General features: G+C 53.4%; 21 protein-coding genes and 3 tRNA genes. 1 reads left to right on the top strand and 23 read right to left on the bottom strand.

Translation table 11 applies throughout. The annotated features are described in order from the left end of the window. From ACR0QW_RS07690 to ACR0QW_RS07625, 14 genes are all read right to left on the bottom strand, one after another. Positions 1 to 832 (bottom strand): ABC transporter transmembrane domain-containing protein (locus ACR0QW_RS07690; RefSeq protein ID WP_432643106.1); only part of this gene is annotated, 832 nt, incomplete at its 3' end. A gap of 108 nt (positions 833 to 940) precedes the next feature. After that, positions 941 to 1522 carry a flavodoxin family protein gene (locus ACR0QW_RS07685; RefSeq protein WP_432643105.1) on the bottom strand — a complete coding sequence of 194 codons (582 nt, stop codon included), beginning with the start codon at positions 1520 to 1522 and terminating at the stop codon, positions 941 to 943. Between the two features lie 70 nt (positions 1523 to 1592). Continuing rightward, complete coding sequence (locus ACR0QW_RS07680) at positions 1593 to 2744, bottom strand: M20/M25/M40 family metallo-hydrolase (protein WP_432643104.1); 1152 nt, start codon at positions 2742 to 2744, stop codon at positions 1593 to 1595. Between the two features lie 154 nt (positions 2745 to 2898). After that, on the bottom strand, positions 2899 to 4068 hold the full coding sequence (locus ACR0QW_RS07675; protein WP_432643103.1) for a hypothetical protein: 1170 nt from the start codon (positions 4066 to 4068) through the stop codon (positions 2899 to 2901). A gap of 125 nt (positions 4069 to 4193) precedes the next feature. Next, on the bottom strand, positions 4194 to 9257 hold the full coding sequence (locus ACR0QW_RS07670) for a YadA-like family protein (protein ID WP_432643102.1): 5064 nt from the start codon (positions 9255 to 9257) through the stop codon (positions 4194 to 4196). Next, complete coding sequence (locus ACR0QW_RS07665) at positions 9223 to 9447, bottom strand: ESPR domain-containing protein (RefSeq protein WP_432643101.1); 225 nt, start codon at positions 9445 to 9447, stop codon at positions 9223 to 9225. The genes ACR0QW_RS07670 and ACR0QW_RS07665 overlap by 35 nt, the downstream gene beginning before the upstream one ends. A gap of 167 nt (positions 9448 to 9614) precedes the next feature. Further along, positions 9615 to 10049: an Rrf2 family transcriptional regulator gene (locus tag ACR0QW_RS07660; protein ID WP_432643100.1), complete on the bottom strand. Its 435-nt coding sequence runs from the start codon at positions 10047 to 10049 to the stop codon at positions 9615 to 9617. 18 nt (positions 10050 to 10067) lie between these two features. Further along, a complete protein-coding gene (locus ACR0QW_RS07655) occupies positions 10068 to 10880 on the bottom strand; it encodes an ATP-binding cassette domain-containing protein (protein WP_432643099.1) in 813 nt (270 codons plus the stop codon). A gap of 11 nt (positions 10881 to 10891) precedes the next feature. Further along, on the bottom strand, positions 10892 to 12430 hold the full coding sequence (locus ACR0QW_RS07650; protein ID WP_432643098.1) for a glycine betaine ABC transporter substrate-binding protein: 1539 nt from the start codon (positions 12428 to 12430) through the stop codon (positions 10892 to 10894). 1 nt (position 12431) lies between these two features. Next, a complete protein-coding gene (locus ACR0QW_RS07645) occupies positions 12432 to 13058 on the bottom strand; it encodes a pyridoxamine 5'-phosphate oxidase family protein (RefSeq protein WP_432643097.1) in 627 nt (208 codons plus the stop codon). 205 nt (positions 13059 to 13263) lie between these two features. Then, positions 13264 to 13800 carry a methylated-DNA--[protein]-cysteine S-methyltransferase gene (locus tag ACR0QW_RS07640; protein WP_432643096.1) on the bottom strand — a complete coding sequence of 179 codons (537 nt, stop codon included), beginning with the start codon at positions 13798 to 13800 and terminating at the stop codon, positions 13264 to 13266. Between the two features lie 71 nt (positions 13801 to 13871). Beyond that, a complete protein-coding gene (locus ACR0QW_RS07635; protein ID WP_432643095.1) occupies positions 13872 to 14669 on the bottom strand; it encodes a RibD family protein in 798 nt (265 codons plus the stop codon). A 148-nt stretch (positions 14670 to 14817) separates the two neighbouring features. Beyond that, entirely contained in the window at positions 14818 to 15663 is an 846-nt protein-coding gene (locus ACR0QW_RS07630; protein WP_432643094.1) for an SDR family oxidoreductase, read from the bottom strand. Between the two features lie 36 nt (positions 15664 to 15699). Continuing rightward, a complete protein-coding gene (locus tag ACR0QW_RS07625; RefSeq protein ID WP_432643093.1) occupies positions 15700 to 16227 on the bottom strand; it encodes a flavodoxin in 528 nt (175 codons plus the stop codon). 149 nt (positions 16228 to 16376) lie between these two features. On the opposite strand from ACR0QW_RS07625, the gene ACR0QW_RS07620 reads away from it, so the two are divergent. Beyond that, positions 16377 to 17258, top strand: a complete 882-nt coding sequence (locus ACR0QW_RS07620; RefSeq protein ID WP_432643092.1) for a LysR family transcriptional regulator — start codon at positions 16377 to 16379, stop codon at positions 17256 to 17258. Positions 17259 to 17326: 68 nt separating this feature from the next. On the opposite strand, the gene ACR0QW_RS07615 is transcribed toward ACR0QW_RS07620, so the two are convergent. The 9 genes from ACR0QW_RS07615 to ACR0QW_RS07575 form a co-directional block, all read right to left on the bottom strand. Continuing rightward, a complete protein-coding gene (locus ACR0QW_RS07615; protein WP_432643091.1) occupies positions 17327 to 17596 on the bottom strand; it encodes a hypothetical protein in 270 nt (89 codons plus the stop codon). Positions 17597 to 17813: 217 nt separating this feature from the next. Next, positions 17814 to 18434 (bottom strand): hypothetical protein, encoded by a 621-nt coding sequence (locus ACR0QW_RS07610; RefSeq protein WP_432643090.1) that lies wholly within the window; start codon positions 18432 to 18434, stop codon positions 17814 to 17816. A 645-nt stretch (positions 18435 to 19079) separates the two neighbouring features. Continuing rightward, positions 19080 to 19853, bottom strand: a complete 774-nt coding sequence (locus ACR0QW_RS07605; protein WP_432643089.1) for a PhzF family phenazine biosynthesis protein — start codon at positions 19851 to 19853, stop codon at positions 19080 to 19082. A gap of 60 nt (positions 19854 to 19913) precedes the next feature. Further along, a complete protein-coding gene (locus ACR0QW_RS07600; protein ID WP_432643107.1) occupies positions 19914 to 20336 on the bottom strand; it encodes a TnpV protein in 423 nt (140 codons plus the stop codon). Positions 20337 to 20389: 53 nt separating this feature from the next. Next, a complete protein-coding gene (gene guaA, locus ACR0QW_RS07595; RefSeq protein WP_432643088.1) occupies positions 20390 to 21934 on the bottom strand; it encodes a glutamine-hydrolyzing GMP synthase in 1545 nt (514 codons plus the stop codon). A 78-nt stretch (positions 21935 to 22012) separates the two neighbouring features. Beyond that, a complete protein-coding gene (uraA, locus tag ACR0QW_RS07590) occupies positions 22013 to 23281 on the bottom strand; it encodes a uracil permease (protein WP_432643087.1) in 1269 nt (422 codons plus the stop codon). Between the two features lie 166 nt (positions 23282 to 23447). Next, a tRNA-Leu gene (locus ACR0QW_RS07585) sits at positions 23448 to 23536 on the bottom strand. An 8-nt stretch (positions 23537 to 23544) separates the two neighbouring features. Then, positions 23545 to 23618 (bottom strand) — tRNA-Cys (locus ACR0QW_RS07580). Positions 23619 to 23627: 9 nt separating this feature from the next. Then, positions 23628 to 23702 (bottom strand) — tRNA-Gly (locus ACR0QW_RS07575). Between the last annotated feature and the right edge of the window lie 62 nt (positions 23703 to 23764).

The following is a 23764-nucleotide window of genomic DNA, read 5'->3' as shown; positions in this document are numbered from 1 at the left end:
GTACGTTCCGGGCGCCCAGGATGAAGACCACCGCCGTGCCGGCCATGGCAATGGCATCATACAGGGGCTGCATGCTGCCCTCAAACAGGTTGGCCCTGGCACTGGCCTTTTCGTAGGCGGTGAGCTGATCCTCATAGGCCCCGTCCCGGCAGGTTTCCTCCCCGTAGATCCGGTAGGTCATGGCGTGGCTCACCCGGTCCAGGGTCAGGGTGTTCAGTCGGGCTTCCGTGGCCTTGTAAATGCCGTTGGCCTCGGCTACCTGCTTTTTCAGCCGGTTGGCGATCCAGTAGGCCAGAGGCGTAAAGCTGCAGGCCAGCAGGGTCAGCTTCCAGTCATAGGCCATGAGCAGCACCAGGTACACCACCATCACCACGCCCGTGTCGAATACTTCCGTGGTGAATTTCCGCATCCCTTCGGCGCAGGCATCCACATCCCCCATGGCCTTGGTCATCAGGCTGCCCATGTTCTCCTCGCCCAGGGCCCTGGCGTCCAGATGTACCAGACTGTGGTACAGCGTATGGCGCAGGGTGCGGCTCACCTCGTTGGCAAAGAACCGGGTGCTGTAGCGCTTGCCCGCCCGGGCCGTCTGTACCAGCAGGATCACAAATACGTACAGGGCGGCCAGCCGGGCCATGGCCGCAACGGGTACCCTGCCCTGGTAGATGTCATACAGGCACTGAGCCAGCTGGCCCTCGAAATAGGGGCCGGCCCCCATGCCGATATTATAGAGGATGCCGGTGACAGTGACCACAGCCAGCACCGGTGCCTCCAGCCGGAAGTAGGAAAAGATTCTGTCCGGCCGTTCCACCTCCCAGATTGCACGTTCCAACATAAAAAAAGCCGCCCCTTTCCGTAATAGACTGTCCAGAATAGTATAGTACAGAAAGAAGCGGATGAACGTAAATTTTTTAAAAACTGAAGGCTGGCGCCCCGATTCTTTTTACCGGATGAAACTGGTCATGACCTTCACCGGTTTGACCGGTTCTTCGACCCCTGCTTTTTTGCCGGCTTCGATGCTCTTCAGCAGCCAGGCCATGTTTTTCCCCAGGGTTTCCATGATCTGGACCCCTTCCTTGTCCTGCAGCACTTCTTCCGGAGTGTTGCCGTGGACCATGTTCCAGTAGTTGCTGGAAACCACGGGCATTTCGTTATACATCAAGTACTTGTTCAGCACGTCCAGGGTGGCACTGGTACCGGCCCTCCGGGCAGAGGCCACGGCTGCAGCCGGTTTGTGGCGCAGGTCGGCGCCGGCTGCCCCGGCGAACCGGTCCATGAATACCTGTATTTCACCGGTGGGAGATGCATAATATACCGGGGACCCGATGACCAGGCCATCGGCATTCTTCATCCTGGCGGCAACGTCCTGCACCAGTGCATCCAGCTGGCCGTTCACGGCGTTCAGGCCGATGTAGATGATTTCCGTGTCGATGCCGGCAGCTTCCAGCTGTCTGGCCACAAGGGACAGAGCAGTATAGGTGCAGCCCTTTTCCCGACGGCTGCCGTTCAGAAGTAAAACTTTCATGATCAAAGCTCCTTTGAATTGTATTTATTTTCGCTACATTTCTATTGTAGCACAGGGTGTCAAGCCGGGGTCACAGGGTCGCCGCCGCACAGGCTGCCAGAGCACACCGCTGGTACAGGGATTCCACTTCCGCCCGTTCCTCCGGCGTATGGGAACCTTCCCCCCGCACCCCCATACCGCACAGGGTGGGGATGCCTGCCGCAACCAGGATGCCGGCATCGGACAGGCCGCCCACCTGGATGCCTTCCGGGCGCCGGTACCCCAGTTTTTCCGCCGTGGCCGCCACATGGCCGTACAGTTTCCGTACCCTGTCAGTAGTCTCCATGCAGTGCATCACCCGGCTCACGTCCAGTTCTGCCCGGGTATCAGGCACCGTATGCGCTGCCGTCACCTGGGCCAGCAGGTCATGGATTTCCTTTCCGATGGCTTCATTTTTATACCGGATGCCGATGCGGATTTTGCAGCAGGCCGGGATGGTGTTCTCCCCGATGCCCCCTTCGACGGCACCGCAGTTGATCAGCTTGCCCCGGGGGATATCATTGGCCGCTTCCAGGGTCACGATCTTATGGGCCGCCTCCAGAATGGCCGATCGTCCCTTTTCCGGAGCACTGCCCGAATGGGCTGCCACCCCGTGGATCGTAATGGAAACGGGGCCGCCGCCATAGCGCCCGATGACCAGCCGGTCGTCCAGCGGCCCCGGTTCAAAATTGAAGGCCGCCAGCGCCCCCCGTGCTTCCCGGGCGATCAGTTCCTTGGCGTTGGAAAGCATGTGCAGTGTCTCTTCATCGGGCACCCCCAGAAACCGGATGGGGTGCTTTTTCCATCCGGATGCTGCCAGTGCCTTCAGGGCATACACCCCGATGACCAGGCCCGCCTTCATATCCACCACACCGGGGCCGTGGGCGAACCCGTCCGCATCCACCCGGAAGGGGTTGCGCCCCGCTTCTCCGGCCGGGAACACCGTATCCATGTGTCCCATGAAGATGATGGGCGCACCGCCGGCCTTCTGGTTCCAGTCGCCCACGATCATCTCACCGGCATTTTCCACTGCCACCCGGTGCACCACAGCCCCGGTGCCTTCCAGTTCACGGGTGAGGATGGCCCCCACTGCGTTCACCCCGTCCAGCTGTCTGGGCCCGCTTTCCGTATTGACGATTTCCTGCCAAAGCTCCAGCATGGGCTGCCGGTGGGCGGTGATGTATGATTTGATGAGATCTTGCATATCGCTTCGCTCCTTTTTTGAGATGGCAGAAGCCAGACCCGCCTTTCAGGCCCGGGATGTCAGCTTGTCCGACGCAGCAGGCCGTTCCTGCATCCCGTCGCCGTTCAAGCTGACATCTTTCAGCCCCCTGCAGGAGGCGGTCCGGCTTCTTATTTTAAAGAATATTCACCACAAACCCGGCCAGCACCACGGACGTAATGGTCACGGTGACAAAGCCGGCTACCAGCATCTTGGGCAGCAGGTAATTTTCCAGTGCCTTCCGCTGGTCCTCTGTTTCCCCCATGGCACTGGCCACTTCCTGGGAAACCAGCATGGTGGTCGGGAACCCGAAAGTACAGGTAATGCCCAGAGCCACCGCCAGGGTAAACGGCATGGCAAGCACTCTGCTGCACAATGCCGCGGCCACACAGAGCCCGGCCACCCCCAGGATTGCCGCCCAGATCAGGGGCGGCAGCACGGAAACCACCTGCTGGGGCGTAGTGGCCCCCAAATTGGAGAAGATCACAATGGTCACGAAGAAAATGAGCATTCCGCTGGACTGGGTCTTGCCCAGGATGCCCTTGTCCAGAAAGCCCAGGAAATAAAAGACCACTCCCATGATCAGGCACATGACCAGATAGTGGATGTGTCCATGGGTCAGCCTGGCCGCATAAAAGGCCACCGTCGCCACCAGGCCCAGCTTGGCCAGGTACACGGAGGGTTTGTCGAACAGGGAAGGCAGCCGCACCGGCTTTTTCCGGGTCAGCTCCCGGACCTCTTCCTCCCGGGCACAGTACGTACCCACAAAGGTTTCATCCTGCCGCAGCTGCCGGGCCAGGCGCCGCAGGGCAACGGAAGCCACGGGAATGCCGAAGAATTTCTGGGTCACCAGCAGCGCCAGACAGGAAGTGCCCACGTAGGCCAGTCCCTTTTCTTTGGCAGCCGCCAGCATGATCAGCGTGGCAGCGTTGCCCCCGGCGAAAATAGGCGCACCGGCAATGGCAATCTTAGGATCCATAACGAACCGGCCCCCCAGAATGATGGCCGCCACGGCGAACACCACACACAGGACGGAGGTAACCACCACTTTCCACTCCCGTTTCAGTTCCGCAAAGTCGATGGTGGTCCCCAATGCCACGATCAGCATCCCCACCACGGCCATGCCGATACCTGAAACCTGGGCATCCCGGATAAGGGTCCTGGGCAGGATGCCCGACCAGAACCCGGCCAGCAGGATCACCGAAATCCCCAGCACCGTGGACAGAATAGCCCGGGTCTTCACGGCGATTAGTTCACTGACCGCATAAATGCAGAACAAAATTGTTAACGCTCCAATACTTCCCATACCCTGTTCCCTCACTTCTTTTCTTCTTTTCTTCTTTACTACAGTAAAGTTATTATACCCTATATGGGACGGAAAGTGCAAGCAGAAAGGAGCTGTGAAGGAATCCCTTCACAGCTCCTCATGGGTTATGCCTTTTGGCTCCCTGCCTGTGCTGTATTTTCTTTCTTGTGATGGTGTCTTGCGTCATCTGCCACGGTCCGGACTCTTTCGATGGTCGGCTTCCCGTTCTTATCCCGTTCCACCACGGCAATGCGGATGTACTGCAGTTCGTCGCCGAATTCATCCACCAGCTTATCCAGGGTGCCATCCTGGTTCAGCTTCGGATTGCCGGCGGCTCCGGCCATAATGGCCCGGTAGATCACGGTGGCGAATTCGTAGCGTGTCATCATCCGGTCCCCCTTGAACTCGCCGTCCGGGTATCCTTCCAGCATCCCGGCCCTGGCCAGTCTGGTCACGTAGTCATAGGCCCAGTGGTTCTTGGGCACATCCGGGAACAGGGTGTCCCCCTTCTGCAGCGGCACGGTCTTTCCGCCGGCGTTGCCGGTGAGCATGTTCACCATCTGGGTCAGCTGGCCCACAGTGGCCTTCAGGTCACGGATTTCCTTGGCCATGGCCACCCGGCTGTTGGACACATGGTTGTGCTGTCCCAGTTTGAACGTTACGCCTGCGTTCACCATGTTCTCGCCGCCGCCCATGCTGCCGCCCACGCTGAACATCACATCCTCCGTAGGCCGGTAGAAAGCCCCGATGGCCGCCGCACTGGCTCCATGGTAGTTGCCGTAGCCGGCAGCGAAATCCCACTTGTCATCCGGGTCGAAATCCTGGGGATGCAGGGCCGCCAGAGCCGCAGCACCGGCGCCTGCCCGGTTGATCTTATTGTCCAGACGGTTCACGCTGCTGCCCAGTTTGCCGATTGCCTGATCCCGGGCGTACAGCTGGCTGCCGTTGACGACTTCCGTGGAATCGGCACTCACCTTGCCGGGCGCTGCCCCGCTGATGGTGTTGCCGCCCATGTTAATGTCACCCTGCCGGATGGTAATGGCACTGTGGGTGTTGTCCCCTGCAATGGAAACCGTACTGGCATTCACCGTGGTGGCGTTCACCGTGGTGGCTTCCACGCTGTCCAGGCCCTTGATGTCCTTTGCCAGCTTCACGGTCAGAGTATCCCTGCCGTCGGAAATTACGCCGATATTGCCATCCGTCAGCGCTCCCGCAGCACCGCCCTTGATGTTGGTGGTACTGTTCAGTTTCTGTTTCAGGGGGTCGCCGCTGTCGCCGGCGAACTTCAGCCCGTCATCCAGGGTTGCCACGGTGCTGCCACCTACGGACACCCGGCTGATGTCCGTGGTGTCATCCACGCCTTTTGCCGCATCGGCTGCTTTGATAGACGCTTCCTTGTCCCCGTCCTTCAAGGTCAGCGTGCCGTCTTCCCCATTCGCAGTCACGAACTTGGTCTCGTCCTTGCTCTTCACGGTCAGTTTGCCGTCAGTCTTCTCATCGCCCAGGGTAATGTCGTTATTCAGGGACAGGGCATAATTCATGCTGCCATCCCCGTTTTTCGTTTCCTCCATTTTCAGGTTGCCCTCAGCACTGGGCTTGCCATTGACCGTCACCGTCGTATGCTGGGAAGCCTTGTCGTACACTTCCTTCAGCTGGGCTTCCGTAGCGGCCCGGCCGGAATCTTCATACTGATCCAGATGGGTCGTATCGAATTTCTTGTTGGAAAGGCCTGTGATGGTGCTGGTGTGTTCCGAATCGCCGTCCGTTTCCCCGTTGCCGTTAATGGTGACGCCGCCGATGGTGGCAGAGCCGTTATCAATGGTGGTATTATCCCCCACCTTCACCTTGTTGGTGTTGACGCCGTCTTTGTCAATGGTGGTGGTCACATCACCGTTGGTGATGGTCAGGGATCCGGCGCCGGTAACCGTACTTGCTGTTTTTTTGCCGCCCGCATCGGTCCTGGTCATCTCAGAGCCTTCAGCAGTCGTCTTGTTGGTGACCGTACTGCCGTCGGGATTCGTCTTTTCCATAGTGGCAGAATCAATATGCAGGTCCTTGTTCAGAGAAACCTTGACCGCCTCGCCTTCCACGGAGGTACGGATATTGCCGGCCTTGGTTTCCTTTCCGTCCGCACCATAGGTGCCGTCGCCGTTGATAGCAATGGTCTTGCCCAGAGCCTTCTTCACTTCACCGCCGTTGGCCGAAAGCCCGAAGCCGCCGCTGGCACTTGGGCCCGTCAGGTTGCTGACCACCTGCTGGAGCTGGTCTTCCGTAGCAGCTCGTCCGCTGACGTAGCTTTCGTTGTTCCAGGTTCTGTTATCCAGGCCAGTTACATAATCACCGGTTTCCTCTCCGCCCCCGGTATTCGTCACTGTCTGCCGGCCGAATACGGAATTCTTACCGGCAGCCACCGTATTGAGTCCTTTCAGATCCTTGCTCAGCCGGATTTCCAGCTGGTCACCCCTGGATACGACCCCGATATTCTTGTCCTCCAATGCGGTCAGTTTCTCCTCGTCATCCTGGCCGCCGGTAACTTTCAGCTGGGTATTGAGTTTCCGTGTCACTGTCTCACCCGAATCCCCCTTGAACTTCAGCCCGTCATCCAGGGTTGCCACCGTATGATCCACGTTCCCGCTGTCCTTATAGATGATGCGGGTCATGCCATCCGTACCGGCTGCACCGGGTGCACCAGTTGCACCGCGGATGGTCAGGCCGTCGGCACCATCCTTGCCAGTCAGGCCGATGCTGCCGTCCTTCCCGTTGATGACCACGGAAGAGCCATCCTTTCCGGTCACACCGATGCTGCCGTCTATGCCGTCCTCACCTTTCCTGCCGATGGAAAGCTGGTCGTTCAGTTTGATGTTGTAGGTCAGCTGGCCATCGGCACTCTTCATGGCTGCAATGCGGAGATTGTCCGTTTCCCCGCCGGCATAGTCGCCATAGTCCCCTTCACCGGCAGCCGCACTGGTGGGATTGGACTTGTCGTTGACCGTCACAGCCGTATGCACGCCCGCCACAGCCGCTACCGCCTTCAGCTGGGCCACGTTGACCGCATCCGTATCCACCGTGCCCGCTGCCAGGCCGTTGATCTGGCGGGTGGCAGTTGCCTTGCCATTCCTGTCCACAGTACCGACAGATACCGCACCCAACGTGGACTTCCAGGCAGTGTTGGTATCCGTAGAATTACTGCCTGTACTGGGATCGAAACCTGCTTGGCCCGATGCAACATTGGCCGTGGAATTGGCGCCTAATGCAACCGAATTGTATACATAAGCACTGGTATTTCCACCCAGCGCTACGGCATAATTTTGTGCCCTGGCCGAATTGCCGATGGCCGTAGAATTCCAACTTGCATAGGCAGCATTGCCCATGGCCATACTGTAATTGCTGGCACTTGCACTATCATTGCTGGATCCTTTCAGGCCAATGGCAAGGGAGCAGTAATCTGCCGTAGCATTGAGGCCCAGAGCGGTGGATCCGTTATTGGCAGAAGTATTTCCCCCCACCGCAATATTTGTGCCGTTGCGACTGATGCCGTTCGTTCCGGCGCTGCTGTTAAAGCCTGCCGCAAAAGAGCTGTTATCAGCCTGTACATTAGCGCCCACTGCCACAGAACCGGAGTTGGCCGTTGTTCCATCCATGCCGGAAGCATACGATCCATTCGTAGCTGTTACACCGCTTCCCACTGCCACAGAACTGGAATCGGCTTTTGTCCCATTCATACCGGCGGCATAGGATCCATTATTAGCCGTTGTCCCGGTCATGCCGGAGGCATAGGAGCCGCTCGTAGAATGCACATTGGATCCCACTGCTATAGAACCGCCTTCAGCCGTTGTTGTATCATCCTCACTTGAATTTATACCTGCCGCAAAGGAGCCGTTCGTAGAATGTACTTTAGACCCCATTGCCACAGAGCCGTAATTGGCATTTGTCCCATTCATCCCGGAAGCATAGGAACTATTTTCAGCCATTACAGCGCTGCCCACTGCCACAGAACTTGAATTGGCCTGTGTCCCGCTGATACCGGAGGCATAGGAGCTGTTCGTAGAATGCACATTGGACCCCACTGCTATAGAACCGCCTTCAGCCGTTGTCCCAGTCATACCGGAGGCATAGGAGCCGTTCGTAGAATGCACATTGGACCCCACTGCTATAGAACCGCCTTCAGCCGTTGTCCCAGTCATACCGGAGGCATAGGAGCCGCTCGTAGAATGCACATTAGACCCCACTGCCACAGAACCGTAGTCGGCCGTTGTCCCGGTCATGCCGGAAGCATACGAGCTGTTTTCAGCCGTTACATTGGAACCAAAGGCGGAAGAACCAGTGTCCTTTGCAGAAACATTGAAACCTACAGCTGTACTTTGATTACCCGTTGCGCTTGTCGTACCGGCGCCGACGGCTGTCGCCTGCTCGGCGGAAGCCGTAATCCCCTTGCCGATGGCGATGGATGCTTTTCCGGTCGCCTGGGCCGAATCCCCAATGCCTACCGCGGATTCCACCGCATTGGTCTCATAACCCACAGCTACGGCATTCTTCCCTTCGGCCGTTACATGGCTGCCGGCAGCAATGGAATTGCTCACATCCTGATAAAGTTCCACCGTATAAAGGGAACCGATATTATCGCTTTTCCTGTAGCTATATTTCGGTTGGTCGCCGACTTTGTCTGCCTTGCTGACATCGTCAGTAACTCCGGTGGTACCATCCTCCTTGGTATAGCTGTACTGGGGCGTAGTGGTCTTGTTGTCGTCTTTATCCCGGAATACCTGCGGTACCCTTGTGGGTTTGCCCTGGCTGTCTTTGTACCAGGCTGCATCGCTCAGGTTGGTGGTCTTGTTGCCGTCTGCATCGGCGTAATAGGTCGTCTTCGGAGCCGCCACTTTGGCAGTAGCGCCGATGGCCGTAGAAGAATCCCCTTCCGCACGGCTGTTGTTCCCCAAAACGGTGGCATTGCTGGCCGAAGTGGAACGGGTCAGGGTATGGGCCGTTCCTTCTCCGTCCACCAGTTGCGTATTGCTCCCATCCAGCGGCTGCCCTTCCGTATCCCCGTCTTTCCGCAGGGTATCGGCACCGTTCCCGATGGTCACGTTGTTTCTTCCGGCATTGTCGCTGCCCTTGGCCTGGACATCTTTGCCGATGGTCAGGTTGCTGTTTTCATCATACGCCGCCGAAGCGCCATTTCCCAGATCCACAGAATCCGCCTGGACCAGACCCGGAGCACCCAGGGACAGTGCCAGTGCCAGAGCCAGGGTTAAGCTGTATACCCCCCCCGGGTATATTCAGGTGATCAGAATGGGCCTTTCCCTGGTTCCGGGCAATTTCCGAAACCACCACATAGCAGTGACGCACTTTGCTGTAGATGACTTTGAAGATTTTGTTCATACAATCTCTCCTCCCCTTTTACGGAAACGAATCCGCCAAACGCCCCCCATGAGCTAAAACAGATAAGTGTACTGTGAAATAAAACAAATATCTAAACAATTATCATCACACGTTACATTATAACAGATTATTCACATAAATAAAAGGTGAAGAGAACATTTTTATTGTTATCCGTTTTGGATGGACTTTTCCAGGTCCCCCACCACTTCTCCCACATTGTGCCGGCGCAGATCCTCCTCGAACTGTTTCTGGATGTCCATGAGCTTGTCGTCCAGAGCCTGATGGATGTGGCTGCCCACCGGGCACCGGGGGTTCGGGTTCTCATGGAAGTGGAACAGCTCGTCCCTGCTGGTTTCCACCGCTTGATACACATCGCAGAAAGTGATCTGGTCCAGGGGCCGGGTGATCTGGATGCCCCCGGGGCCCCGGCGCACAGCAATGAGCCCGGCGTCCCGCAGCTGTTTCATCAGATTCCGCACGATGACCGGGTTGCACCCGATACTGCCTGCCAGGAAGTCGCTGGTCACTTTATACTCCCTGCCGAAATATTCCGCGGCTGCCAGGATATGGATGGCAATGGTAAATTTCGTAGATATCTGCATGGTCATTTCCCTTTCTTTTTATGCATTCCCTTCTATTTTACCAGACGCACCGCCGCTGTACACACAATCGGCCAGTTTTTCTTCCGGCAAAAAGCAGGTCCGCCGCTGGGTTTCCACCAGCTGCCGCACAAACTCCCCGGCCGGGTGCAGAAGCAGTTCGGCGGGCGCTCCATACTGCTGGATGACCCCCTTGTCCATGACCAGTACCTTCGTACCCAGTTTCAGGGCTTCTTCCATATCATGGGTGACAAAAAGGATGGTAAGGCCTCTTTCCCGATGCAGCCGTTTCAGCTCGTCCTGCAGCTGTTTCCGGGTCAGTGCATCCACCGCCCCGAACGGTTCATCCATGAGCAGGATTTCCGGTCCGGCTGCCAGGGCCCGGGCAATCCCCACCCGCTGCTGCTGGCCGCCGGAAAGTTCAGTCGGCATCCGGCTTTCCAGGTTCCGGTCCAGCCCCATGGTATCCATCCACCGGTCCACCAGGGCCTGCAGCCTGCCCTTGTCCTTCTGCCCCAGCAGCCGGGGCACATAACAGATGTTCTCCGCCACTGTCAGATGGGGGAACAGGACGCTCCCCTGGATGGCATAGCCGATGTGGCGCCGCAGCTGGATCAGGTCCCTGCCGCGGATATCTTTTCCCCGGATCAGCAGCTGGCCGCTGGTGGGCATATGCAGCCCATTGACCATTTTCAGTGTCGTGGTCTTTCCGCTGCCGGAAGTACCCACCATGGTGACAAATTCACCCTTATCGATAGCAAGGTTCAGATCCGGGATCACCACCGTACTGCCATAAGCTTTCCGGACATGCCGGAATTCAATGATCGGTTCCATTGTTCCCTCCTTTACCGCAGCAGCCCTCTGGCCTGCAGGAAAGCCCGTGCCACTTCCCCGGGCTGCTTCTTGTCTGTTTCCACTTCATGGTTCATCTTCCGCATATCCTCGTCCGTGATCTGCCCCTGGAGCTTTTCCAGCTCGGGAGCCAGTTCCGGGTACTTCTGCAGCACATCTTCCCGCACCACGGTCCCGCAGCGGTAGGAAGGATACAGATGGAGATCATCCTCCAGCACCACCGCATCCGCCTGGCTCAGCTGGCCGTCTGTGGTAAAGATGGGCATGATATCGATCTTTTTCTGGGCCAGTGCCTGGTATTTCAGCCCGATGTCCATATCCCGGGTGCTCCGGAAAGACACGCCCAGTTTTCTTGTGAGCGCATCATACCCGTCCTGCCGTTCGAAAAAGTCGTACTCGGCACCAAGCACCAGCTGCCCGTCTGCTTTTTTCAGATCTGAACAGGTGTGCAGCCCGTACCGGTCGGCGATTTCTTTCCGTACGGCCAGGCCGTACGTATTATTGAATCCGTAGAGGCCCACCCATTTCATGTGCAGCCGGGTTTCATACCCCTGCTGCAGCTGGCCGAACTGCTCCTCGCTGTACAGACCCTTCTGTTTCAATACCATGTTCCAGCCGGTCCCTGTGTATTCGGGATACAGGTCAAAGGCGCCTTTTTCCATACCCGGCTGGATATTGGAAGTGCCGCCTCCCACTCCCTGGGTCAGCTGGACTTTCAGATCCGTATCCTGCTCAATGAGCAGTTTCAGCATCTGGCCCAGGATGTATTGTTCCGTCATGGGCTTGGTGGCAATATGAACCACTCTGGCCTGTCCTCCGGGCCACAGCAGGCTTCCGCCCAGGCACAGGAGCAGTGCCGCCGCCCCCAGGGCCAGACGCCGGTTCTGACGCCGTGCTCTGGGCCCCCTGCACTGCAGCCGCTGTTCCACGAACCCCAGCAGCCCGTCTGCCGCCAGGGCCAGCAGGGCGATCAACAGACTCCCGGTAACGGTCAGTGCCGTATGGTTGGTGGTGATGCCCCGGTAAATGGCTACCCCCAGCCCGCCGGCACCGATAAAGGAAGCGATGCCGGTCAGGGCGATGGTCATGATCACCATGTTCCGGATCCCGGAAAAAATCACCGGCAGGGCCAGCGGCAGCTGGATTTTCCACAAAATCTGGAAACGGGTGCTCCCCATGCCTTTGGCGGCCTCCAGAATGGCCGGATCCACCTGGCTCATACCGGTGCAGGTATTGCGCACCATGGGCAGCAGGGCATAGATGGTCAGAGCAAGGATGGCCGTCCTGTTGCCGATCCCGGTAAAGGGGATCAGAAAACCCAGCATGGAAATGGAAGGGATGGTATAGAGGAAATTGATGGCAGTGAGCGTAGGCCTGGCCGCTCTGCGGTATTCGCTGATCAGGATGCCGGCAATGCCGCCCAGCACCAGGGCCGTCAGACAGGCTGCCAGAGAAATTTCCAGATGTTCCAGCAGCAGGCCGGAAAAAAATTCCCGTTTTTCCGCCAGCAGGTGAAAGATGTCCCCTATCATGTCAGCCCTCTTTGTTGATAATGGCTTTTACCGGACACGTTTCAGCGCACAGTCCGCAGTGGAGGCAGTGTTCCTGCAGAATCCGGTAAGGATGCCCGGAGGCGATGCACTGCTGGGGACAGATCTCCGCACAGGCAGCGCAGCTGGTGCAGTCTCCGGTAATGCAAAAGCCCTGGCAGCCAAATCTCTCCGCAGCCGGAGTCTTCTCCCCCAGGGGAAAATGTTCCCGCAGGATGGGAGTACGGCTCAGATCAAACCATTCCAGCTCCCCCTCCCGGATGCAGAAAGGCTCCAGGATGTACCGGCTCTGCCCGGGATAGACATCCTTCATCACCGGGTTTTCCGCAAAAATCCGGTCGATCCAGTTCCGGGCATCGGCCAGTTTCTCCGCCCTGCCCCGCAGCCGGATGCTCTGGTATTCCGGAGTCAGCCCGGTAACGGCCACACGGCCCGCAGCCAGCAGTTCCCGGTAGAAGGCCTTGCCCCGGGCGGTACAGAAGTACAGCCTGCCCTCTTCTACCAGCATCACATCGATGATCCGTACCTGGGGATTCCCCTGGGCGTCCACCGTGGCAAACGCCACATCTTTCAGTTCCCATAATTTTTGCAGGCAGCCCTGTGCATCCATGATTCCTAACTCCCTTCTCCCAGCCGCTGGGACAATGAAACGCATCCGTTTGATTGTAATATTTTTATTTACTTCTTGCAGAAAGGATAGCACAGACGATTTTTGTTGTCAATATTAATATTACATCATAAGTCAAAAAAGTACGGGAAACCTGGATCCGGAATCTCCCTTTCCAGATTTCCCGTAAAGGATTTCCTGCCATACATTACAGGAAGCGGCTCTCTTTGGGCATGGTGAACCGGCTGACATCCACCCCTTCCAGTTCCAGCAGCTTCACTTTCCGCTGGAGGCCGCCGCCGTAGCCGGTAAAGCTGCCGTTGGCCCCCACCACCCGGTGGCAGGGCACGATCAGGCATACCGGGTTGCTGCCCACGGCACCACCCACAGCCCGGGAGGACATCCTGTCCACATGGCGGGTTCTGGCCACTTCCCGGGCCACGTCCCCGTAGGTTGCAGTCTGGCCATAGGGGATGGTCAGCAAGATCTTCCACACCTGCCGCTGGAAGTCCGTGCCCTTCAGATGCAGGGGCGGACGCCAGCCCAGATGACGGCCCTCGAAATAGCCGTGGAGCCAGTGTTTGCCTTCCTGGATGAATTCATGATCCCGGGCCTTCGGCAGCTGGTCTTCCAGCCCCTCCGGGGCATCGGGCGCCCCTTTGAAGTACAGCCGGGTCAGCCCCTCCTCGTCCGCTGTCAGGATCATGGTCCCCAGAGGGGATCCATACGTATCATAGACTTCCATAATATCCCACCTTTGCCTGTGAACATTCTTTCGTTTCATTATAGCATATTTCAGGAGCTGGTGGGTAATATTCACTGTCTGTGGGCTTGGATCATATCCATGACTTCTTTGAATTCCGGGTCGCTGTCAAAGTCAAAATCCACTTTCCTGCCGACTCGATAGCGGATCCAGACAGCATCATCCGGCATGATCTTTGCTTCCAGAGGCTTGAAACGGATCGGCTGGTCCGTGGTAATGCCGGGTTTCGCCATGAAGAGGGTCTGGGTTTCCGTGCTGCCGTCCGCTGCCGGAGCCATGACCAGGCTCAGCTCGTCCACCAGTCCCGCCTGCATGAAACTCCAGTTGAGGACGCCGCCGCCCCCGAGCATTACGGAATCCACATGCAGGTCATGTTTGATTTTATGGCAGAGGAGCGGCAGATCAATGCTGTCCCTGCCGCAGATCAGATAGCTGATGCCCTTCCTGCGCAGGAAATCCTTGTAGCTGTTGGAAGCCGCTTCGGTGAGGATTTCCACAATATGGTTTTTGACGCCATCGTACTCGCTTACATTGTCCTGCCAGGCCAGTTTGCCGTGCCCGTCTACAGCCAGCAGAAACTGACCCAGGGCCGCACCTTCGGCCAGGTAGTCACCGTCCGGCACCTGGGGTGCGTTTTCATCCAGTTCCGGTTTGGCATAGAACGTGAAATTGTCATCGATGGTCGTGCGGCCATTGAGCATTGCCTGATAGTGGTATCTGGCATCCGGACCATTCATAATGGCACTGAAGCTGTCCGGTGCCTCACTGGCGGACGGAAGCCAGAGGTATTTGCCCATGATCTTGCCGTCCGGCGAAATCTCCATATGACAAAAAATAAACGGCTTATCCATTGCGTATCGTCTCCTTCAGGGTTGATTCTTTCCACAGCCTACTATACAAAAGAAGGCAGGATTTGACCAATACTTTTTATCCCAACCCTGCCATACAAAACAGCTATGCCTGCAGTCCGCCCGGCAAAACAGGGAATGCCATTTGTTTTCACACCCTTTTATGATTTGGTTTTAGCGATCCGTAATAATACGACGATGTCGCTCCACCATCAATTAGGAACGTAGATCCTGTAATAAATGCTCCTCTGTCACTCATCAGAAGTTCTGCTACATTTGCTACTTCGTCTGCGGTTCCCGGTCTTCCTGCCGGACATTTTGCAAACATATTCTTGTAAAAATCACCTCGCGGTCCATTAAATTCATCCACTGCAAGTGGTGTTACAATAATTCCTGGGGCAATATCATTCAACCTTGCACCACGCTTTCCCCATTCAACAGACTGCGCCATTACCCGCTTCTCGTTGCAGCGTTTTGCCAACTGGTAAGCATGAAGGGTATCTTTAATATTTCCCGGCTGTAAAATCTCAAGATTTAGTAATTCTTCTGTTGGTGTTGTGGCAAGTGCTGCATCTTCTTCTGCGGTAAGCTGAGGCATTCTCCAACCTGACTGACTGGAAATGGTAACTCCGCAACCACCTTCTGCGATTACTTTTCCGACTTCTTCTAATAAAACAGCTGTCCCGTACAGATCAACCTTTAAGATTGCTTCAACCGGTGCCTGACTCGGTGATACCCCTGCACCATTTACAAGCATTTTAATGTCTCCATACGCCTGTGCTTTTGCAATCAATCTTAAAATAGATTCTCTGGAAGAAAGATCCATCTCTACCGGTTCCACATCAAAACCTGCATTGTTCATAATCTCTGCAATGGTGTTTGCATGATTTATATTTTTATCACCCATAACAATTTTCTTACCAAACCCTATTCGTCTTGCAATAGCCATGGAAATCTGTCCTGCTCCAGTTACAATCATTACATCTTTTTTGTTCATCGTCTGTTTGCTCCTTTTTGTAAGATCAATCGCTTATTATCTCATTTCACCAACATTTTTCTTTGCCCAGTCTGCTACTGCTGATTTTGCTTTTTCTGCGTCCGCACCATGCACTGCAATGCCCGATCCGAATCTTGCACCTTTGCATATTTTTCTAAGGTCACGTTCACTGCTGCCAAGTCCGCTTCCTTCATGTGTCATAAGTGCCATTACTTTTTTCCCTGTAAAGTCAAGCCTCTCAAGCTGTGTAAACACAGCTGCTGGATAAGTGCCCCACCAGCAGGGCCCACACACAAAAATATTGTTATAATTCGAAATCTCTTCCAGATATTTTTTCAATTCCGGTCTTGCATTTTCCTTTAATTCTTTCCTTGCTTCCTCTGTACATTTGTGATAATCTGCTGAATACTCATTTACAGTTTGAATTTCAAAAAGGTCTCCGCCTACTGCTTTCTGAATGAACTCTGCGCAAATTTCCGTATTGCCCTTTTTCAAATCAACAATACTTCCATTCACATAGTTCTCACCCTTTCTTGAATAGTATATGATCAGATTCTTAGCCATTTCCATTCCTCCTGATGATGTTATTTTCTTTTGTGAATCTAATCATAATTCAAATATACTTCTCAATCAAATCTTTATGCTAATTAAATTGATAAGTTTTAATAATCATTGTATAATATAATAAACTTTCAAATCTAGGAGGTTTCTTTATGTTATTGCGTCAGATTGAATACTTACTGGCTGTGGTTGAAAATGGAAATTTCTATCAGGCTGCCGAACAATGTCATGTATCGCAGTCTGCTATCTCCCAGCAAATCAAAAAACTGGAAGAAGAACTTGGTGTGAAACTACTGAAACGCCACAATCGGACATTTTCACTTACGCCTGCAGGTGAACATTTTTACAGAAAAAGCCTGGTCATATCCGGTGATATCCGGCAGATGATCCGGGAAACCAAACGCATTGCATCAAATGATCATGCTGTATTAAAAATCGGATATTATAAAGGCTATCATGGAAATGAATTATCCGAGGCAATCTCCATGTTTTCCGAAAAATATCCAACTGTTGACGTTCAAATCATCGTTGGAAGCCATGAAGAGCTTTACCATGCTATGGAAAATGGTTCTGTTGACCTTGCGCTAAACGACCAGAGACGTGCCTTTTCTGATGCCTACAATAATGAGATTCTTGCTGAAAGCAAAATTTTTATTGAAATATCTTCCAAGAATCCTTTAAGCAAATTGCAGCATGTAGAGACAGAAGACCTGAAAAACGCCACCTGCATTCTTGTGATTAACCAGGCCGCCAGAAACGAGGAACAGGAATATTATGAGACTATTGTCGGACTACATGGAGATTTTTTATTTGCAGACACCATTCAGGAAGCACGCCTGAAGATCCTGACCGGTCAGGGCTATATGCCAGTTGACATGATCAGCGAACAGGTCTGGTTTGATACGACCGTATGTCGGATTCCACTCACAAGAAATGCGCAGCCTGTCAAAAAGACCTACTGCGCATTCTGGAAAAAAGACAACTCCGGATTTTATATTGAAGATTTTGCCAACATCCTAAAAGCCTGCTTTTAGAAAAGCAAACACAGGCTCCACCGGCATATTTTCATTGGACCAGAAATAAAATCAGGTACGGTCCGATTCTAAACAGCTGTGGCATGTGCGAATCCTCCATTTTGGGCAAATTCCAGGATGAAATGAGCGTTATTGTAGAGGCATGTATCAAAAGCCTTAATGGCATCCTGTGAATAGCCCTGGTTTTCTGTCCGTTGATAACTGGGCAAAATACAAGTGGCATGTTGAAAGCCTCCTTCGCAGGGAATTTCAAAATATACCTGTACAGTACCATCCGATGCCATACTGGAATGGGAAATTTCTGTTTCATCTGCAAGAGTCATATAAGGATACCGCATTGTTTTCACTTCCAGGAGATTTTGCAATCCTTGTAACATAGAACCGGTTCAACGTACAATCAACCGCGATGTTCCCCTCGACTGCTTCCAAGACGCAGGAGATGTGCCTAGATACGCGAAAACGCGGGATTGGATTCGTAGCATAGTACTAAAACGTACATGCCGCGAACCCAATCCCACGTTGACAAAGTAGATGGCCCCTTATTGTGCGCAGGGGTTATGCGTGAGCCTCACTGGGGTCTACCTGCTTATATCCAAACTGATCCTTCTCCTGATTCCAAATCAGTTTATACACTGTGCCCTCCTGAAACCTGCCGAAATCCAATTTAGCCAGGTAGAAGTCGCCCCGATGGGTAATGAATTCTTCCAGGTCGTATCCGTGAGGAGCATAATAATTCTTGCTGTCCACGAATTCCTTGACCTTTTTCCCTGTCCGGTCATAGCCGATCAGGAAGCAGTCAAAGAAAATGTCGGAATGGGCTAGGCCCGGTTCCACACCATAGAAGTATCGGCCGGTATCCGTGTCCTTGAACTGGGTAATCAGATAGGCAATTCGCCGATTAGCCTCTTTGGTGCGGAAGTTGGCCCATAAAGCAGAATCTGCTTCCAGGAAATGACCCTTGCGGACCACCACAATACCGGGAAGTCCGCGATTGGAACGGCCGCCCACGAAATGCATTTTTCGATTCCCTTCCGAAAAATCCTTCTGCACCACTTTCCCCGTAGAATTGGGAATTTCCAGCACAGTCCGCTCCATGGGAATGATTCGGCTGGCCAGTGCCAGAGACGGAAAAGCAGCAAGGAACCCCACCAATAACCCCAATTTTTTCAGTTTCATAAAACAACCCCCTTTGACTTCCTGAGAGGATTGTAACATAAAAAAGTGGATTATACGATGGGATTTCGGTCGGGGGCTCCGGGCGTTACGGTCGAAGAACACGTTGCGGGGCGGGCTTACCGGCTGGTAAGCCCCTACGGCGTCACAATCATACAATCGATATAGACCAAAAACTTGTATTATCACCATTCCCCCGCCTCCTTCCAGGCACACGAGATGCGTCCAGATGCGCGAAAGCGGGAGTTTTGGGTCGTGGCATAGTACTAAAGCGTACATGCCGCGAGCCAAAACTCCCGCTGACAAAGCAGATGGACGTATATCGTGCGCCTGGGTTATTTAGCAGGTCTTATTCCCATTCGACAATCCCTAATCAATTTTGTTTAGAGATTATTTGTTGCCGTGTTTACTTTTCTTTTGAATCTTTGATTTATCCATATTATCCTGCCTATATGGGCTAATGTTATCAGTTTGTTATCGGCGTTGATAACACTCGCTCCGTAACTGTGGATAATAGCAATATGTTCCGATTCAGATTATAAGCGAGTTTGCTTAGGAAACCAACACCATATTACAAAATACAATAAAATAAATCTTGCAATAAATATTTTTCCACTATCCCAACAAACTGGAATTTGTCATTCCAAATTAAATGTAGATTTCGCACTCAGAGAATAGAGCAGCTTTTCCAGCTAAAAATACTTTATCCCCATCCATTCTGCAATATAGGGTTCCTCCACGTTTCGATGCCTGATATGCCACAATGCTATCTTTATTGAGCCTTTTTGCCCAATAAGGAACAATATGGCAATGCCCTGATCCGCATACAGGATCTTCAGTAACATTTAATTTCGGTGCAAAACTTCGTGAAACTGAATCTGTGTCTTTTCCCGGTGCAGTAACCTGCAAGAGTAACCCTTCTAAATTAAGGAGCTTATTCATGTCAGGCTGCAAGTTTCTTACTGTTTTTTCGTCATCAAACACGCATAGTAAATCTCTTCCCATATATGCTTCTGATGGTGTGGCTCCCATCGCATCTATCATATCCTGTGTAACAGGAACCTTCTCCAATTTATATGCTGGAAATTCCATTTCCAAAAGGTCATCATTTCTTTTTACAATTAAATCACCACTAAGCGTTGAAAATACAACCTTGTTTGCATCCGTGATATAGAATTTGAACAAAACATAGGCACATGCAAGTGTTGCATGTCCACAGAGATCAATCTCGCCACCTGGAGTAAACCAACGTAAATGGTACTTTTCACCTTCTTTAACAGCGAAAGCCGTTTCTGAAAAATTATTTTCCTTCGTTATGTTCATCATCAAGTCTTCAATAATCCATTGATCCATAATGCAAATAGCCGCTTGATTTCCATGAAAAATTTTGTCAGTAAATGCATCTACAATATATTGTTTCATTTGAATTTCCTCCGTAAATTTCGATTTGTCTCTTTCTTCTCAATTATACAGCAACAAATATTATTGTAAAGTAGAGAGCAAGCCATTTTCTGCCTTGCCCTCATCTACATTATTTTTACTGATAATTATTTCTTTGTCCACAATCTCCCTCGTACACGCCTGTATATTATTCATTCTACCTACCCATTCCAAAGCATTGTCCGCCTTTAACTGCTCCGTGATTCCCTGGGTCTGTTTCATCTGCTCTACAATTCTTTCAAAGCGTTCCTGTGCCTGTTCCTCTATATCTGCCAGATAACTGTTCAGTCTGCCGCTCATCATCAGATCCAGATATACATTCCTGCGGTATTCTTTCAAATACTGCAAATGTCTTTGTCCCCATACTCCAACGAATCTCGGTTCTTCTTCCTCCGGCAAAGTAAGGGAATGAAGTCGCTCAAAGAGTAAATGAAATAATTTTAAGAGCAAAATAAGAGCACAAATAAAATGAACACCTCGTAAGCCGCATACTTACGAGGTGTTCATTATTCATATAATCATTCCCATTCAATCGTCGCAGGCGGTTTGCTGGTAATGTCGTACACTACACGGTTCACCCCGGGGACTTCGTTGACAATCCGGCGGGACACCAGATCCAGTACGTGATACGGGATATGGGACCAGTCGGAAGTCATGCCGTCGGTGCTGTTTACAGCACGGAGGGCAATGGTATTGCTGTAGGTCCGGAAGTCACCCATGACACCTACGCTGCGGATGTTGGGCAGGCAGGCGAAATACTGCCAGATGGACCGGTCCAGACCGGCTTTGGCGATTTCTTCCCGGAAGATAGCATCGGCTTCACGGACAATGTGCAGCTTCTCTTCGGTCACTTCGCCCAGGACACGGATGGCCAGGCCAGGGCCCGGGAAGGGCTGGCGCCATACCAGTTCGGAGGGGATGCCCAGTTCTTCGCCCACGGCACGGACTTCATCCTTGAACAGTTCCCGCAGGGGTTCGATCAGCCCCAGTTTCATGTCTTTGGGCAGGCCGCCTACATTGTGGTGGCTCTTGATGGTGGCAGAGGTACCGGTACCGCCGGATTCCACCACGTCCGGATAAATGGTCCCCTGGACCAGGAAGTCCACGTGACCGATTTTTTTGGATTCTTCTTCGAAGACCCGGATGAATTCTTCCCCGATGATCTTCCGTTTCTTTTCAGGGTCGCTGACCCCTTTCAGCTTGCTCAGGAAACGTTCCTGGGCGTTGACCCGGATCAGGTTCATGTCGAAATCCCGCTTGAAGACCTGTTCCACCTGGTCCCCTTCATCTTTCCGCAGCAGGCCGTGATCCACGAATACGCAGGTCAGCTGCTTGCCCACAGCCTTGTGGACCAGTACGGCAGCCACGGAGGAATCCACGCCGCCGCTCATGGCGCACAGCACATTCCCCTTCCCTACTTTTTCACGGATTTCCTTGATCTTGTTCTGGGCAAAGGAAGACATGGTCCAGTCGCCGGACAGGTTGCAGATATTGAACAGGAAGTTGCTGAACATCTGCTTGCCGAAGGGCGTATGCATCACTTCCGGATGGAACTGCACACCGTACAGTTTCTTTTCTTCGTTCTGCATGGCAGCAATGGGGCATTCATCCGTATGGGCGATGACGGTGAAGCCTTCAGGTGCTTTTTCCGCATAGTCCTGATGGCTCATCCAGCAGACGTTGTTCTTTTCCAGACCGGAGAACAGACGGTTTTCGTTGTCCAGGACCACAGCAGTCTTGCCGTATTCGCCGCTGCCGGCATGGGCCACTACGCCGCCCAGGGCCTTGGTCATGAACTGATCCCCGTAGCAGATGCCCAGTACAGGGATGCCCAGTTCAAACACGCCCGTATCCACACTGGGGGTGTTTTCGGCATATACACTGTTGGGACCGCCGGACAGGATGATGGCTTTGGGATTCTTGGCTTTGATTTTATCCAGGCTGTAGTTATAAGGAATGATTTCGCAGTAAACGCCGCATTCACGGACTCTTCTGGCAATCAGCTGGCTGTACTGTGCGCCGAAGTCGACTACCAGGACGACCTCATGCTGTAAATTCTCCATACTCTTCCTCCCTTTTCTCGGTTGTAAACTTTTATACAATATACCATAACTTGCGGTTTCTTTCAATTGGAAAACCGATTATTTTTCGTTGGTCAGACCCAATTTTTCGAAAATCAGAAAAGCCAGGCTGGCGATGATGGCCACTACGGTAGCCAGTCCCATCCCCTTCAGCTGCACAGGACCAATATGGACCGCAGCCCCGGAAAGGCCGCTGATCATGGTCACAGCCGTAAGGATCAGGTTCTTTGGCTGGGTGAAGTCCACCTTCCGCTCCACCATCATGCGCAGACCGGAAGCGGCAATAAAACCGAACAATAAGATGCAGACACCGCCCATCACAGGGGTGGGGATTCCATGGATCACGGCAGCGATCTTGCCGATGAAGGAGAAGAGGATGGCAAAAATGGCCGCCCCGCCGATGACCCAGGTGCTGTACACACCGGTAATGGCCATGACGCCCATGTTTTCCCCATAGGTGGTATTGGGCGTGGAACCCAGCAGGCCGGACAGCACATTGGACAGGCCGTCGGCAATCAGGGAACGGTGCAGGCCCGGATCCTTGATCAGATTACGGCCCACGATGTCACTGGTAACGAACAGATGGCCCAGGTGCTCTGCCAGCACCACGAACAGGGCCGGCAGAATCATCATGATGGCCGAAAGGTGGAATTCCGGCTTATAGAAAGTAGGGAACGAGAACCAGGCAGCGCTGGCCACGGCGGAAAAATCCACCACACCCATGAAATAGCTGAGCACATAGCCGCTGACTACCCCGATCAGGATGGGGATAATGGCAATGAACCCCCTGCCCACCACATTGGCCAGGATGGTGATAACCAGGGTGGCCATGGAGATGGTCATGGCCTGGGCGTTGGTCATTCCCTTCACCGGCTCCATGAAACCGCTCATATTGAGGGCCAGGGGCGCCAGTTCCAGACCGATGATGGCTACGATGGAACCCATGGCCGCCGGCGGGAACAGCACATCGATCCACCTGGTGCCGATTTTCTTCACCATGAGACCGATGAGGATAAAGCAGAGCCCGAAGGCGATGAACCCGCCCTGGGCGTCGCCGTAACCCATGCCCGGAGTGGCGCACACAGCCAGCACCGGAGAGATGAAGGCGAAGCTGGAGCCCAGATAGGCCGGCAGCCGCCATTTGCAGATGGTCAGATACAGCAGGGTCCCCACCCCGTTCATGAACAGGGCCGTGGAAGGATCCACCTTCAAAAGAAAGGGGACCAGCACCGTGGACCCGAACATAGCGAACAGGTGCTGCAGGCTCAGAGGGATGGTTTCTGCGATGGGGAGTTTTTCCTCCACATGGATGATACGTCGTTCTTCCATATAACTACTCCTTTGGATTGATTTTTACCATTCTATTTTATCATAAAAAATGAGTGCGAATCTAACTTTCACACTCATTTCTGTCATACACGATACACGGAAGAAGACACGGGCCGCCGGCAATAAAAAAAAGAAACCTCACACACTGTGAAGTCTCTGGAAGTTCTGGTGCCGGGGACCGGAATCGAACCGGTACGGAGGTCACCCTCCGAGGGATTTTAAGTCCCTTGCGTCTGCCAGTTCCGCCACCTCGGCGAAAAAATTGGAGGCGACGCCCAGAATCGAACTGGGGATAAAGGTTTTGCAGACCTCTGCCTTACCGCTTGGCTACGTCGCCATATGAAAATGGAGCGGAAAACGAGATTCGAACTCGCGACCCCCACCTTGGCAAGGTGATGCTCTACCACTGAGCTACTTCCGCATGAAGAATGGTGCCTCAGCGCAGAATCGAACTGCGGACACAAGGATTTTCAGTCCTTTGCT

Origin of the sequence: Acidaminococcus sp., from assembly GCF_050873445.1 — a bacterium.
In the GTDB taxonomy this organism is placed as follows: domain Bacteria; phylum Bacillota; class Negativicutes; order Acidaminococcales; family Acidaminococcaceae; genus Acidaminococcus.
The sequence above is the reverse complement of the archived record's forward strand: the minus strand, read 5'-3'. Positions and strand labels throughout refer to the sequence as shown.